The sequence below is a fragment of the Amycolatopsis halotolerans genome (assembly GCF_042647905.1).
Classification (GTDB): Bacteria; Actinomycetota; Actinomycetes; order Mycobacteriales; family Pseudonocardiaceae; genus Amycolatopsis; species Amycolatopsis halotolerans.
This window is the reverse complement of the sequence record NZ_JBHRWI010000048.1, coordinates 1-12,915: the sequence shown is the minus strand read 5'-3', so window position 1 is coordinate 12,915 and position 12,915 is coordinate 1. Positions and strand designations below refer to the sequence as shown.

The window sequence follows — 12,915 nt, the reverse complement described above, 5'->3', positions numbered from 1 at the left end:
TTCTCATGACCCGTGTCGTGATCATCGGCGCCGGAATCGTGGGCGCGAACCTCGCCGACGAGCTGACCCTGCGCGGCTGGACCGACGTCACCGTGCTCGACCAGGGCCCGCTGCCGTTGACCGGAGGCTCGACGTCGCACGCGCCGGGACTGGTGTTCCAGACCAACCCGTCGAAGGCGATGACCGAGTTCGCCGGCTACACCGTCGCGAAACTGCTCGACCTCGGCTGTTTCGAGCAGGTCGGCGGCATGGAGGTGGCCAGCACCGCGGCGCGCTGGGAGGACCTGAAACGCAAGCACGGCTGGGCGACGTCGTGGGGCGTCGAGGCGCGGCTGATCGACCCGGACGAATGCGTGCGCCGCTGGCCGATGCTCGACCAAAACCAGATCTACGGCGCGCTGTATGTCCCGACCGACGGGCTCGCGGTCGCTTCGCGCGCGGTGGACGAGCTGATCAAACGGGCTTCCTCGCGTGGCGCGCGGTTCGTCGGCTCGACCCGGGTCACCGGCATCCAGCAGGCGCACGGCCACGTCACCGGCGTCGAGACTGCCGACGACGTGATTCCGGCCGACATCGTGGTGTCCTGCGCCGGATTCTGGGGCCGGGAGATCGGCGAAATGGTCGGCATGACCGTGCCGCTGCTGCCGCTGGCCCATCAGTACGCGAAGACCGGTCAGCTCGCCGAACTGGCCGGAGCCGACCCGGTGCACCCGGCGCTGCCGATCCTGCGCCACCAGGACCAGGACCTCTACTTCCGCCAGCACGGCGACCGGCTCGGCATCGGCTCGTACGCGCACCGCCCGATGCCCGTGGACAAATTCGCCGAACCCGGCGAGGTCACCGCGTCCGCGATGCCGTCGATGCTGCCGTTCACCGAGGACGATTTCGCGCCGTCGTGGGAGGAAAGCAAGCTCCTGCTGCCCGCGCTCGGCCAGACCAAGGCGGAGGAGGGCTTCAACGGCATCTTCTCCTTCACCCCCGACGGCGGCTCGCTGGTCGGCGAATCCTCCGACGTGCGCGGATTCTGGATCGCCGAGGCCATCTGGGTCACGCATTCCGCGGGCATCGCGAAGGCCGTGGCGGAATCTATTGTGGACGGTCGCTCCGAGACCGACCTGCACGAGTTGGACGTGCACCGGTTCGAGGACATCCAGCTCGCCCCGGAGTACATCCGCGAGACCGCGCAGCAGAACTTCGTGGAGATCTACGACGTCCTGCACCCGCTGCAGCCCCGGCTTTCGCCGCGCGACCTGCGGGTCAGCCCGTTCCACGCGCGGCAGCGGGAGCTGGGCGCGGTGTTCCTCGAGGCGGGCGGCTGGGAGCGGCCGCAGTGGTTCGAGGCCAACGCGTCGCTGCTGAAAGACCTGCCGCACGACTTCCTCCCGCCCGCGCGCGACGCCTGGGCCGGGCAGTTCCACTCGCCGATCGTGGCGGCCGAGGCCTGGCACACGCGAAACCGCGTCGCGATGTACGACATGACCCCGCTCAAACGCGTCGAGGTCAGCGGACCGGGTTCCCTGGAATTCCTGCAGGGGCTCACGACGAACCAGCTGGCGAAGTCGGTCGGCTCGGTGACATACACGCTGATGCTCGACGACGCCGGGGGAGTCCGCAGCGACATCACCGTGGCACGGCTCGAACCGGAGCTGTTCCAGGTCGGCATCAACGGCACCATCGACGTCGCCTACCTGCGCAGCCGAGCTCCGGAAGGCGTCCGGGTCGAGGACACCACCGGCGGCACCTGCTGCATCGGCGTGTGGGGTCCGCTCGCCCGCGACCTGGTGCAGCCGCTGTCGGCGGAAGACCTTTCGCACACCGGGCTCAAGTACTTCCGCGGCCGCCGCGCCCGGATCGCCGGGGTGCCGGTGACGATCCTGCGACTGTCCTATGTGGGCGAACTCGGCTGGGAGATCTACACGTCCGCGGACAACGGCCAGCGCCTGTGGGACGCGCTGTGGCGCGCCGGGCAAGCGTTAGGCGTCATCGCGGCCGGGCGCGGCGCGTTCAACAGCCTCCGGCTGGAGAAGGGCTACCGGCTGTGGGGCACCGACATGACCACCGAGCACGACCCGTACGAGGCAGGAGTCGGGTTCGCGGTGCGCCCGGCGAAGGGCGAGTTCGCGGGCCGGGCAGCCATCGACGGCCGCAGCGAAGAAACCTCGGCCCGGCGGCTGCGCTGCCTCACCGTGGACGACGGCCGGACTGTCGTGCTGGGCAAGGAACCGGTGTTCGTGGACGGCGCCCCGGCGGGATACGTCACGAGCGCGGCCTACGGCTACACAATCGGCCGTCCCATCGCGTACGCCTGGCTGCCGGGCACGGTCGCGATCGGCGACACCGTGGAGATCGAGTACTTCGGCAGGCGAGTCCCCGCGACGGTGGCCGCGGAACCGCTGGTCGACCCCGGGATGGAGCGCATCCGGCGCTGAGCGGAAGGAAACCAGCCATGCGGGACCAGATCGTGAGCGACTTCCTGAAAACCCTCGCCCGGCCCGCGCTCCCGGCTCCGGCCGGGGCAACGGTCGCGGCCCTCGCCCTCGCGCAAGCCGCAGCGTTGCTAAGCCGGGCCGCTGGTGGCGACGCCGAGGCAGACCACCTCACCCGGCATGCGTTGCGGCTGGCGGAGATCGACGCACACGCCGTCACCCACGACGTGCCCGACCGAGCCCAGCCCGCCGCGGACGTCGTGGCGGCGGCGGGGGAAGTGGTCCGAGTGGCGGAACGCTTGCTGTCCACTGTGGACCCAGCGGCACTGGTCGACGTGTCCGCAGCCGCCGAAATGGCCGGTTCCTCAGCGCGGACAGCGTCCGTCGCGGTCGAATCGCGAAACGGTTTCGCAGCCGGTGCCGATGCGGTGGCCGAACGGGCCGCACGAGTGACGGAGGCGGTGCGCTCGGGCGCGCACAGCGGGGTGTGAAAGCGGCGGCGTCCGGGGAATGGCAAGATCTGCGGTGTTCTTCAGGAGACCCGTTCCCCGGAACACCGCAGACACCGCAGTGAGGATCGCCGCATGGCTGTGCCGCCCCTGCTCACGCTGAACAACTCCGTCACCGTCCCGCAGCTCGGACTCGGCATGTACCAGGTCCGGCCGGACCAGGTCGCGAAGGTCGTCGCGACCGCGTTCGAAGCCGGGTACCGCAGCATCGACACCGCCGCGATGTACGGCAACGAGGCCGAGGTCGGCACCGCCGTGCGGGAGTCCGGGCTGCCGCGCGAGGACATCTTCGTCACCACGAAGGTCTGGAACACCGACCACGGCTACGACAACACCCTGCGCGCGTTCGACCGCAGTGCCGAAGCGCTCGGGGTCGGCCCGGTCGACCTCTACCTGATCCATTGGCCGAAACCGGAACTGGACCGCTACGTCGAAACCTGGCGCGCGCTGGAACTGCTGCTGAACGAGGGCCGCGTCCGGGCGATCGGCGTGTCGAACTTCGGCATCGACCACCTGCGCCGGCTGCTCGACGAGACCGACGTCGTGCCGGTGGTCAACCAGGTCGAACTGCACCCGTGGCAGCAGCAGGCCCCGCTGCGCGCGTTCCACGCCGAGCACGGCATCGCGACCGAAGCCTGGAGCCCGCTGGCCCGCGGCAGGCACCTGAACGACCGGGTGATCACGTCGCTGGCCGCGAAGTACGGAAAGACGCCCGCCCAGCTCGTGCTGCGGTGGCATCTGCAGCTGGGGATCATCGCGATCCCGAAATCCGCGACGCCCTCGAGGATCCGGGAGAACGCGGCGGTGTTCGACTTCGAACTCGCCGAGGACGACCTGCTGGCGCTGGCCGAACTCGACTCCTGAGCGGCGACGCACACGAGCCAGCACGGGCAGGGCCTCGTGAGTGTTTATGCCGGTTCTAACCGGGATTGCCACCCACGACGCGGTCAGGGAAGCACGCATCCCCACCGCCGCGAAGCCGACAGCCGGGCCGTTAGCTCCCGCCCGCGCGCCGGAGCCGTCCGGCCAGGGCGCGGTCAGGCGGCGTGCCCCGGAAACACGACAACCGCCCCAGTTCGACGCGGACTGAGGCGGCACGAGGTTCCCGCAGCCGCGAGGGCAGGCGGCGGCAAAATCGGCCGCGCCCCCAAGCCGCCCTTCCCGCCTGCCCCGAAAACACAACACCGCCCCAGCCCAAGCTTGGACTGAAGCGGTGCCGGGAACGAGAGATCAGGAAGCGCGAATCCCCGCCGCCGCGAAGTCGGCCAGCTGGGCCGGTTCCTTGAGGAACGCCCGGAAGCTCTGCGTCCCGCGCTGCTGGACCTCGTCGATCGACGTGCCGGACAGGCCGACGAACGGGTAGTCCGCGGGCGGGCCGGAGCCGATCGGCATCGCGGGGGAGCCGATGACGTCCGGCTTCGCCTTCGACAGCTGGGAGACCCAGTACGACGACTCGGGGATCCAGCCGTCGGGGAGGCCGCCGATGGAGTCGAGCGAGGACTTTCCGGTGAGCGCGTTGAGCACGTCGGACGCGGGCTTGCTCTGCACGGCCACGTGCACGCAGCTGCCGTGCACCTGGGTGAGGTCCTGGTTCCAGCGCGCCGCCGCGGCCTCGACCGGCTTGGTGATCTGCGGGGTCACCACGATCCGGATGTCGGTACGGCCGCCGTTGCAGCTGGCGGCCTGCGCCTCGGCCCGGTTGTTGAGCACGCTGTCGGCCCAGTTCCACCCGACGACGCCGAGCGTCGCCAGCACCACGAGCCCGAGTGCCACGAGAGGCCACTTCGCGATCCGCCTGCGGGGAGCCTTCTTGGCGACGATCCGGTGCGATCCGGTCGTCTCGCTGCGGCCGACGGGCCGCTTCGGCGGATCGAGGGGGTGCGGCACCGGCTCCTCGGGCAGGTTGTGACGCCCCATCGTTGTCCTTTCGTGATGTGCACAACACGCTCTGTCATGCAACCAAACCGTTATCACTCTATCAGGCCAGCGACCTGCAGTGAATATTGTTACGCAGAGTTGTCGGCTCAGTATTCGGGCGACTCCGGCGGCTTCGCCGGGTCGGCGAGAAGCCCGCGGCAGAGGCCGATGAGACGGGCCCGCAGCGGCGCGGCCCGCTCGGCGAATCCGGCCTGGGCGCGGGCGTAGGAGGCCCGCCCTTCGGGGGTCTCGATCGGCACCGGCCGGTAGCCGTAGTCCGCTAGATCGTACGGGCTGGCCCGCATGTCCAGTTCACGGACGTCCGCGGCGAGCGCGAAACAGTCGCCGACCAGTTCGGCGGGCACGAACGGATCGAGCTTGTAAGCCCATTTGAACAAATCCATAGTGGCGTGCAAGCAGCCCGGCTGTTCCAGTTCGACCTGCGATTCCCGCGTCGGCGCGAGGGTGTTGCGCGGCCGCGCCGGGTCGGTGAAGAACCGGAACGCGTCGTAATGCCCGCACCGGATGTCCGTCGATTCCACGACCTCGTCGGTCCCCGCCGAACCGAGTCGCAGCGGGACCTGCGCGTGCCGCACCGAGTCCGCGGGCTCGCGGTAGACCATGGCCCATTCGTGGAGCCCGAAACAGCTCAGCCGCGGCGACCGGGACGCCGTGGCCGACAACAGTTTCAGCACGAACTCGGCGGTGCGCGCGCGGCGGCCGGTGAAGGCCGCCGGGTCGAGCATCACCCCGGCCTCGGTCTCGACGTAAGCCGGACGTTCGAGGAACCGCCGCGCGGACTCGCCCGCGAGCGCCACGCCCGGACCCGGCTGCCAGCGTTCGACATGCCCCGGCCGATGCGAGTAATAGGTGAACAGGAAATCCAGCACGGGATGTTTCTCGTCCCGCGCCCGGCGTTCCTGGTGCGGCCCGGTCCACGCGCGCATCCGCTCGGCGTGCGCTCGCTCCCGGGCCTGCCAGTCCGCCTCGGCGAGCACGACCTGCGCGCTCATGCCGCCACGTGGGTGCCGTCGCGAACGGTCCCCACGTACTCCTCGACGAGGTCCTCCAAGGCCACCACGCCGACCGCCGCGCCGGAAGCGTCGAGCGCCCGCGCGAGGTGGCTGCCTTCCTTACGCATGGCCGAAAGCGCGACGTCCAGCCGAGCGTCCGACCGCAATTCGGTGAGCGGCCGCGTCTTGTCGTCCGGCACGACCGTGCTGGGGTCCTGGCCGACGAGATCCAGAACGTCCTTCACGTGGATGTAGCCGGTCAGCGAACCGTCCTCTGTGCACACCGGGAATCGCGAGAACCCCGTGGTGGACACCGCTCGCTCGACATCGCCGAGCGTCGGCCCGCAGGGGAGCGTCGTCAGTTCCGAAGTAGGCACCAGCACGTCCGCGACAGTCTTGGCGACCGACGACAGCGTCTGCGAAAGCCGCTGATGCTCGGACTGCTCGAGCAGCCCTTCCTGGCGCGATTCGCTGAGCAGTTCGGCGAGCTCGTCGGAGCTGTACGCGGTCTCCAGTTCGTCCTTCGGCTCCACCTTCATCAGGCGCAGCAAGGAATTCGCGACGAAGTTGAGGAACGCGATGATCGGGTTCGCCACTTTCACCCACGCCACGTGCACCGGCACGAGCCACAGCGCCAGCCGCTCCGGTTCGGCGATCGCGAGGTTCTTCGGCACCATCTCGCCGATCAGCACGTGCAGCATGGTGATGAACGCCAGCGCGATCGCGAACGAGATCGGGTGCAGCAGCTGGTCGGGCAAGCCGAGCAGGTCGAAGAACCCGGACAGCCGGTGCGCGACCGCGGGCTCGCCCAAGCGGCCGAGCAGCAGCGAGCAGATCGTGATCCCGAGCTGGGCCCCGGCGAGCATCTGCGAGACGTGCTTGCTCGCGTTGATGACGATCTGCGCTCGCGTCTTTCCCTGCTCCAGCAACGCTTCCAGCCGGTCGCGGCGCGAGGAGATCAGGGTGAATTCCGCGCCCACGAAGAACGCGTTGGCCAGCAGCAGGACCACGACCAGTGCGATGTTCAGCCAGTCGCTCACGCGGTCACCTCGCGTTCGGCCGGGCGCACCTGGACCTCGGCGACGCGGTGCCGGTCCATGCTGGTGACCGCGAGCCGCCAGCCGTCGACCTCGACCTCGTCGCCCTCGGCCGGGATCGCCCCGAGCCGCTCCAGGATCAGGCCGGCGATCGTTTCGTAGTCGCCCTCGGGCATCCGGAAGCCGGTGATGTCGCGGACCTCGTCCGCGCGCAGCTGCCCGGACACGAGCCAGCGGTCCGCGCCGAGCTGCTGCGCGGCCGGGGCCTCGCGGTCGTCGTGCTCGTCGCGGACGTCGCCGATGATCTCCTCGACCACGTCCTCCAGCGTGACCAGCCCGGCGGTGCCGCCGTACTCGTCGACCACGATCGCGAGCTGGTAGCGCGAATCGCGCAGCCGGTTCAGCAGATCGTCGCCGGGCAGCGATTCCGGCACCGTCGGCACCGGGCGCATCGCCGAGCGGATCCGGGTGGTCGCGCGGTCGGCGGCCGGGACGGCGAACGCCTGCTTGACGTGCACCGCGCCCTGGACGTCGTCGAGATCCTCGGTGTAGACCGGGAACCGCGAGAACCCGGTGCGCCGCGAGATGTCGATCAGGTCGTCGATCGTGTCGTCCACGGTGAGCGATTCGACCTGCACGCGCGGCGTCATCAGCTCGTCCGCGGTGCGGTCGCCGAAGCGCAGCGAGCGGTCCAGCAGCTCCGCCGTGGACGTGTCGAGCTTCCCGCTTTCCGCGCTGGAGCGGACGATCGAGCCCAGCTCCTGCGGCGAGCGCGCGGACCGGAGCTCCTCCTGCGGTTCGATGCCGAACTTGCGGACGAGGAAGTTCGCGCTGTTGTTCATCAGCGTGATGAGCCAGCGGAACAGCGCGGAGAACCGGGCGTGGTAACCGGAAACCGCGCGGGCGGTCGGCAGCGGCCGGGCGATCGCGAGGTTCTTCGGCACCATCTCGCCGAGGATCATCGACAGGAAGGTGGCCAGCACCAGCGCGACCGCCACCGCGACCCCGGACGCCGCCGATTCGGGCAGGCCCATGGCGTCGAGCAGCGGGCGGACCAGGTCGCCGATGAGCGGCTCGGCCAGGAAACCGGTGATCAGCGTGGTGAGCGTGATCGCGACCTGCGCGCCGGACAGCTGGAAGCTCAGCGTGCGGTGGGCCTTCTGGACGGTGCGCGAACGCTTGTCACCGACCTGGCGGACGTCCGCGTCGACGGTGCTGCGCTCGAGCGCGGTCAGCGAGAACTCGGCGGCCACGGCGAGGCCGGTGCCGATCGTGAGAAGAAGGAAGAGCAGCACGCCGAGCACGGAAAGCAGGACGTGGATCACAGCGCACCGTCCGGGACGCTGGAACGGACGGCGGGCGGGAAGCCGGGTCGGGCGGGACCCGGCCCGGTACTGTCACCGGGCGATGGCGCAGCGCGCACGGATGGAAGTCACTCCTCGGCATAACTGGTTTGTAGTGCGACGATGCCGACAATCCTACCGGGTCGCGGCAGCCGGGCCGCGACAGGACGCGAACCTGGCGCCGGATTTTCGCTCACATCACCGCGAGGGCCGCCGCTCGGCCAGCGATGTTTCGGCCCGGACGCGGTGCCCGGCTCGGCCTGGGCGGTGCGGACCACCCCAATGCCACATTGGGTGCGTGGGACGCACCGAACGCCGCATTGGGTGCATCTGACGCACCCAATGCCACATTGGGTCGCTCTGTCCACTGTGGTGGTTCAGCGCGGACGGCGGCCGAGCAGAGCGACGAGCCGGTCGGGAGCCGCGGCGGTGCGGCCGACCGCGACCGGCGGGTCGAACAGCCCGAGCCCCTGCCAGTCGTCGATCATCGGCCGCAGCACGTCGAGCAGCCGTCCGGCCAACGGGCCCGGCACCGGATTCGGGCGGCCCAGCGCGGTGGCGAGGTCCCAGCCGTGCACGGCGAGGTCGAGCGTCATCTGCCAGCAGTACTCCTCGGCGGGCACCAGCCCGAACGAGACGTGCACGGTGCGGCGCAGCGCACCGGGGGAGAGCCACGCCTCGCGAGCGGCGGCCGAGGCTTTCTCCCAGGCCGAGAGCGGGTCGTCGCCGAGGACGTCGCCGTCGTAGCGGGTGCCGACCTCGTCGAGCGTCGCCCCGGCGAGCAGATGCGGTACCCAGAGTTGTTCGACGGCCAGATGGTTCACCAGATCGCGTACTGACCAGTCGGTGCACGGCGTGGCGCGGGTCCAGTCGCCGGAGCCGGCGGCGCGCACGGCTGCGTCGAACACGTCCAGTGCGCTGCCGTGGGCGGCGAGGAGATCCACGGGGCACATTGAACACGAACCTGCCCGATCGCGTCGGAGGCTAGGTCCGCGCGCCCGGCCGGTGCCGCCGCACGGTCTCCTCGACCAGGTCCAGCACCGGGCCGAGATCGTCGCCGGGAAGCCCCATCGCGAGGTGCGACACGAGCCCCTCCAGCACGAGTTCCAGGAACGCGGTCAGCACGCTGACGTCGACGTCGTCGCGCAGGTTGCCCGCCTTGCGCTGCCATTCGAGACGGTCGCGGGTCGCCTCGGTCAGCTGCTGCGAGCGTTCCGCCCACCGGCCGCGGAACTCCGGGTCGGTGCGCAGCCGCCGGGACACCTCCAGCCGGGTGCCGAGCCAGTCCGCCGGGTGCTCGCTGTTGCCCGCCAGCAGGTCGCGCATGACCTGGACCAGGCCCTGTTCGGCGACGACGTCGGCCATCCGCACCGCGTCGTCCTCGGCGAGGGCGAGGAAGAGCGACTCCTTGTCGCGGAAGTGGTGGAAGATCGCCCCGCGCGACAAACCGGTGGCTTCTTCCAGGCGGCGAACCGTGGCACCCTCGTAGCCGTAGCGTGCGAAACACACGCGCGAGCCGTCGAGGATCTGGCGCCGGCGTGCGTCGAGGTGATCCTGGCTGACCCGTGGCATCCTGAAATCCTGACATCGAGGACCGGGTTCTCGCAATCCGTACGTACGTACTGTGACGAGACGGCGGAACGCATGCGCGCCGTCACACTGCCGGGTTCCCGGCTGACACGACCGGGCCGGTTGACTACGCTGTGCACATCGCGACTGGCGTGTCACGACGTGAGTACCGGGAAAGGGAGCGGCCTTGGTCATCGGCGAGTCGGGCCGTGCGCGGGGCGGCTTCGCCATGGACGCGGCGGAGCTGACCGCCGTGATCCGGCTGTGGGAGGACCAGCTCGGCAAGATCGGGGCCGACGGCCGCGCGATCGACGAGATCCTCGCGGTGTTCGCCGCCCCCGGCTCCGACCCGGCGAGCGCGGAGTACGCCGCCGCCGGCGCGGATTCCCTGCGCACGCTGCGCGACCAGAACGAGGCGCTGCGCCGGTACGCCGCCGGATACCTCGAGAAGCTGCGCGCCGCGCGGGACCGGACGGCCGAGGCGGACCAGGCCGGCGCCGATCTCGGCCGCGGCCGGTAAGCGGACGACCCCGGCTGCGCACGAAGGGAACCAGGTGGACGGCAAGCAGATCTTCGACAACTTCCGCGGCGGCGACACGTCCGGCCTGCGTGCCGCCGCGGCGAAGGTCCAGGAGCTTTCCGCGGCCTACCTGGAGCGCGCACAGAGCGTGAAAGACCTGCAGGAGCGGATGGCGCGCTCGTGGACCGGCGACTCCGCGGACGCGGCGAAAGCGGGCGCGGGACCGGTCGAGGCCGGGTTCCGGGAGTCCGCCGACCCGCTCGACCTCACCAGCGCGTCGATGGACACCCAGGCCAGCAGCTTCGAAAGCTCCCGGCATTCGGTCGTCGACGTGCCGCCTCGCCCGGAGCGGCCGCAGCCGTGGGCCGGGCCGCTGCGGGCGGTGCTGCCCGCGTCGGCCGCGCCAGTGTCCTTTCAGGACGGAATCGACCGCTTCCACGGCGCGAACGAGAACAACGTCCGGGTGATGGAGCAGTACCACGGCGTCACCGCGAACACGAAACGCGTGCTGCCCCGGCAATACGGCCCGATCGTCCCCGACAGCGCCGCGATCCGCCGGACCTGTTCGGACAGCACGAGCACGCAAGCCGCCACGGGCCACGACCGCAACGGCCCCGGTCCCGCCGTGCTGCCGACCCCGATGAGCGAACCGGCCCAACGCGGCTCCGGCGCGGCGGTCGGCGGCGCCCCGGTCGCTCAAGGCGGCCTGGGCGACGGCCTGCACCGACGGCCGGACTACCTCCTCGAATCCGATCCGGAGGGCGCTTTCGGCGTGGACGGTTCGGCGACCCTGCCGGTTCTCGGCGACGAGGAGGAGTAGCCGGTGGCCGATCCGGCGGGACGAGTGGACGTCCCGGTCGAAGCGCTCGCGGCGCTGGCCGAACGCGAGCAGGTGGGCCGGCTGCACGTGACGCTGCGCCCGGATCCGGCGTGGCTGTCGGAAACCGAACGCGACGAAGCGGCCAAGCGAGTGGACGACGCGCTCGCGCTGGCCGGCCTGGTCGACTCGCGCGGCCGGGCCACAGTGGACTTCCTCGACTGGCTCCCGCTGCTCGTGCGCCCGGTAATCGAGTACTACGGCTGGGTCGCGACCGGCGATCGGACGTATGGAGTGCTCGCCGCGGCCAGCGGATTGCAGGCAGTGCTGGCGGTCTCGGACGGAGAACACGTCGGCGTCCAGGAGATCGACCGCGAACGCGTGCTGGAAACGCTGGTCGCGCAACTGCCCGCAGTCGGCCCGGGCGGCGGGCATGTACGCACCGTGCGCGTCGCGGACCTCACCGAAGCCGCGCGCCGAGGCGAGGACGCTTTTCCGTTGGACCCGGTGTTGTCGGACGTGCTAACTCTGGTGCAGCGTCCGGTGCACGGCAGCGGAGAGTTGTATGCGGGACGACGCGACGACGTCGGCCGGTACGTCCGGCTGGAAGAACCATTGCACTACGCGGACACGGACTGGGGCCGGTACCTGAGCTACACCGTCGGGGCCGGGCCGGACGCGGAAATCCGGATCGGGCCAGCAGGCCCGGCCGAGCTGTGCGGTGCGCTGCGGTCTCTGGAGCGCACCCTGAACTAGGGGAACGCTCTTGCGCTATCCGGAAATCGAACCGTACGACAGCGGCCTGCTGGACGTCGGCGACGGCCACCACGTGTACTGGGAAACCTGCGGCAACCCGGACGGCAAACCGGTCGCCGTCCTCCACGGCGGCCCAGGAACCGGCTGCGGCGAAGGCATGCGCCAATTCTTCGACCCGTCGCGCTACCGAATAGTCCTTGTAGACCAACGAGGCTGCGGCCGCAGCACCCCTCACGCAGGCGACACCGTCGAAGCACTGAAGGCGAACACCGCCAGCCACCTGATCGCGGACCTGGAACTGCTACGAGAAAACCTGGGCATCGAACGCTGGCAACTCTTCGGCGGCTCGTGGGGCTGCGTACTGGGCCTGGCCTACGCGGAACGCCACCCCGACCGAGTGACGGAAATCGTCATGATGGGCCTGGCCACCGACCGCCAGCTGGAAATCGACCTGCTGACCGGCGGCCTAGCCGGAATGTTCCCCGAGGCTTACGCGCGATTCCGTGACGGCGTACCGGAAACCGAACGAGACGGCGACCTGGCAGCGGCCTACTACCGCCTCCTCACCAACCCGGACCCAGCAGTCCACGAGCCCGCCGCACAGGCCTGGAGCGACTGGGAATCCGCCATGCTCCCCGGCGTCCCGCCGTCCCCGAAATTCGAAGAGCCCCGCTTCAAACTGGCCTTCACCCGCCTGGTAACCCACTACTTCTCCCAAGGCTGCTTCCTGGAAGACGGCGGAATCCTCCGCAACGCGGGCAAACTAGCCGGAATCCCCACAGTCCTAGTGCAGGGAATCCTGGACCTGAGCAGCCTCGTAGGCACCCCCTGGCTGCTGGAACGCGCAATCCCGGACGCAGAACTGATCCTGGTAGGCGGCGCAGGCCACACCACAGCAGTCCCGGACATGGAAAACGCCCTAATCGCAGCCACAGACAAATTCGCCACCCGTCCGTGAGGGGAACCCTGAGCTTGTTGTTTAACCAGGTGGCGGTGGTGCGTGGGCCC

At 70.0% G+C, this 12,915-nt stretch carries 13 protein-coding genes; 7 read left to right on the top strand and 6 right to left on the bottom strand.

Annotated elements, in window-relative coordinates:
• Nucleotides 1-5: 5 nt before the first annotated feature.
• The 3 genes from ACFORO_RS33510 to ACFORO_RS33500 all read left to right on the top strand — a co-directional run bounded on the left by ACFORO_RS33510 (nucleotide 6) and on the right by ACFORO_RS33500 (nucleotide 3,799).
• A complete protein-coding gene (locus tag ACFORO_RS33510; RefSeq protein ID WP_377876220.1) occupies nucleotides 6-2,429 on the top strand; it encodes a GcvT family protein in 2,424 nt (807 codons plus the stop codon).
• A gap of 17 nt (nucleotides 2,430-2,446) precedes the next feature.
• Nucleotides 2,447-2,917 carry a hypothetical protein gene (locus tag ACFORO_RS33505; RefSeq protein ID WP_354741529.1) on the top strand — a complete coding sequence of 157 codons (471 nt, stop codon included), beginning with the start codon at nucleotides 2,447-2,449 and terminating at the stop codon, nucleotides 2,915-2,917.
• A 93-nt stretch (nucleotides 2,918-3,010) separates the two neighbouring features.
• The gene (locus ACFORO_RS33500; RefSeq protein WP_354741531.1) at nucleotides 3,011-3,799 is read left to right on the top strand and encodes an aldo/keto reductase; all 789 of its coding nucleotides are present in this window, start codon (nucleotides 3,011-3,013) and stop codon (nucleotides 3,797-3,799) included.
• Between the two features lie 366 nt (nucleotides 3,800-4,165).
• On the opposite strand, the gene ACFORO_RS33495 is transcribed toward ACFORO_RS33500, so the two are convergent.
• The 6 genes from ACFORO_RS33495 to ACFORO_RS33470 all read right to left on the bottom strand — a co-directional run bounded on the left by ACFORO_RS33495 (nucleotide 4,166) and on the right by ACFORO_RS33470 (nucleotide 9,817).
• Nucleotides 4,166-4,852, bottom strand: a complete 687-nt coding sequence (locus tag ACFORO_RS33495; protein ID WP_354741533.1) for a hypothetical protein — start codon at nucleotides 4,850-4,852, stop codon at nucleotides 4,166-4,168.
• A 107-nt stretch (nucleotides 4,853-4,959) separates the two neighbouring features.
• Nucleotides 4,960-5,865, bottom strand: coding sequence for a 3-methyladenine DNA glycosylase (locus ACFORO_RS33490; RefSeq protein WP_377876217.1), 906 nt, complete (start codon nucleotides 5,863-5,865; stop codon nucleotides 4,960-4,962).
• Nucleotides 5,862-6,905, bottom strand: a complete 1,044-nt coding sequence (locus tag ACFORO_RS33485; RefSeq protein WP_354741537.1) for a hemolysin family protein — start codon at nucleotides 6,903-6,905, stop codon at nucleotides 5,862-5,864. The genes ACFORO_RS33490 and ACFORO_RS33485 overlap by 4 nt, the downstream gene beginning before the upstream one ends.
• Nucleotides 6,902-8,224: a hemolysin family protein gene (locus ACFORO_RS33480; RefSeq protein ID WP_446681620.1), complete on the bottom strand. Its 1,323-nt coding sequence runs from the start codon at nucleotides 8,222-8,224 to the stop codon at nucleotides 6,902-6,904. Before ACFORO_RS33480 ends, ACFORO_RS33485 begins: the two co-directional genes overlap by 4 nt.
• Nucleotides 8,225-8,622: 398 nt before the next feature.
• On the bottom strand, nucleotides 8,623-9,189 hold the full coding sequence (locus ACFORO_RS33475) for a TIGR03086 family metal-binding protein (protein ID WP_377876214.1): 567 nt from the start codon (nucleotides 9,187-9,189) through the stop codon (nucleotides 8,623-8,625).
• A 40-nt stretch (nucleotides 9,190-9,229) separates the two neighbouring features.
• The gene (locus tag ACFORO_RS33470) at nucleotides 9,230-9,817 is read right to left on the bottom strand and encodes a TetR/AcrR family transcriptional regulator (RefSeq protein WP_354741543.1); all 588 of its coding nucleotides are present in this window, start codon (nucleotides 9,815-9,817) and stop codon (nucleotides 9,230-9,232) included.
• Nucleotides 9,818-10,001: 184 nt separating this feature from the next.
• On the opposite strand from ACFORO_RS33470, the gene ACFORO_RS33465 reads away from it, so the two are divergent.
• From ACFORO_RS33465 to pip, 4 genes are read left to right on the top strand one after another with little or no spacing between them, the layout of a single operon-like run.
• Nucleotides 10,002-10,334 (top strand): hypothetical protein, encoded by a 333-nt coding sequence (locus ACFORO_RS33465; protein ID WP_377876211.1) that lies wholly within the window; start codon nucleotides 10,002-10,004, stop codon nucleotides 10,332-10,334.
• A 34-nt stretch (nucleotides 10,335-10,368) separates the two neighbouring features.
• The gene (locus ACFORO_RS33460; protein ID WP_377876208.1) at nucleotides 10,369-11,154 is read left to right on the top strand and encodes a WXG100 family type VII secretion target; all 786 of its coding nucleotides are present in this window, start codon (nucleotides 10,369-10,371) and stop codon (nucleotides 11,152-11,154) included.
• A 24-nt stretch (nucleotides 11,155-11,178) separates the two neighbouring features.
• A complete protein-coding gene (locus ACFORO_RS33455; protein ID WP_354741780.1) occupies nucleotides 11,179-11,907 on the top strand; it encodes an ESX secretion-associated protein EspG in 729 nt (242 codons plus the stop codon).
• A 10-nt stretch (nucleotides 11,908-11,917) separates the two neighbouring features.
• Nucleotides 11,918-12,865, top strand: coding sequence for a prolyl aminopeptidase (gene pip / locus ACFORO_RS33450; RefSeq protein ID WP_354741548.1), 948 nt, complete (start codon nucleotides 11,918-11,920; stop codon nucleotides 12,863-12,865).
• Nucleotides 12,866-12,915 lie beyond the last annotated feature (50 nt).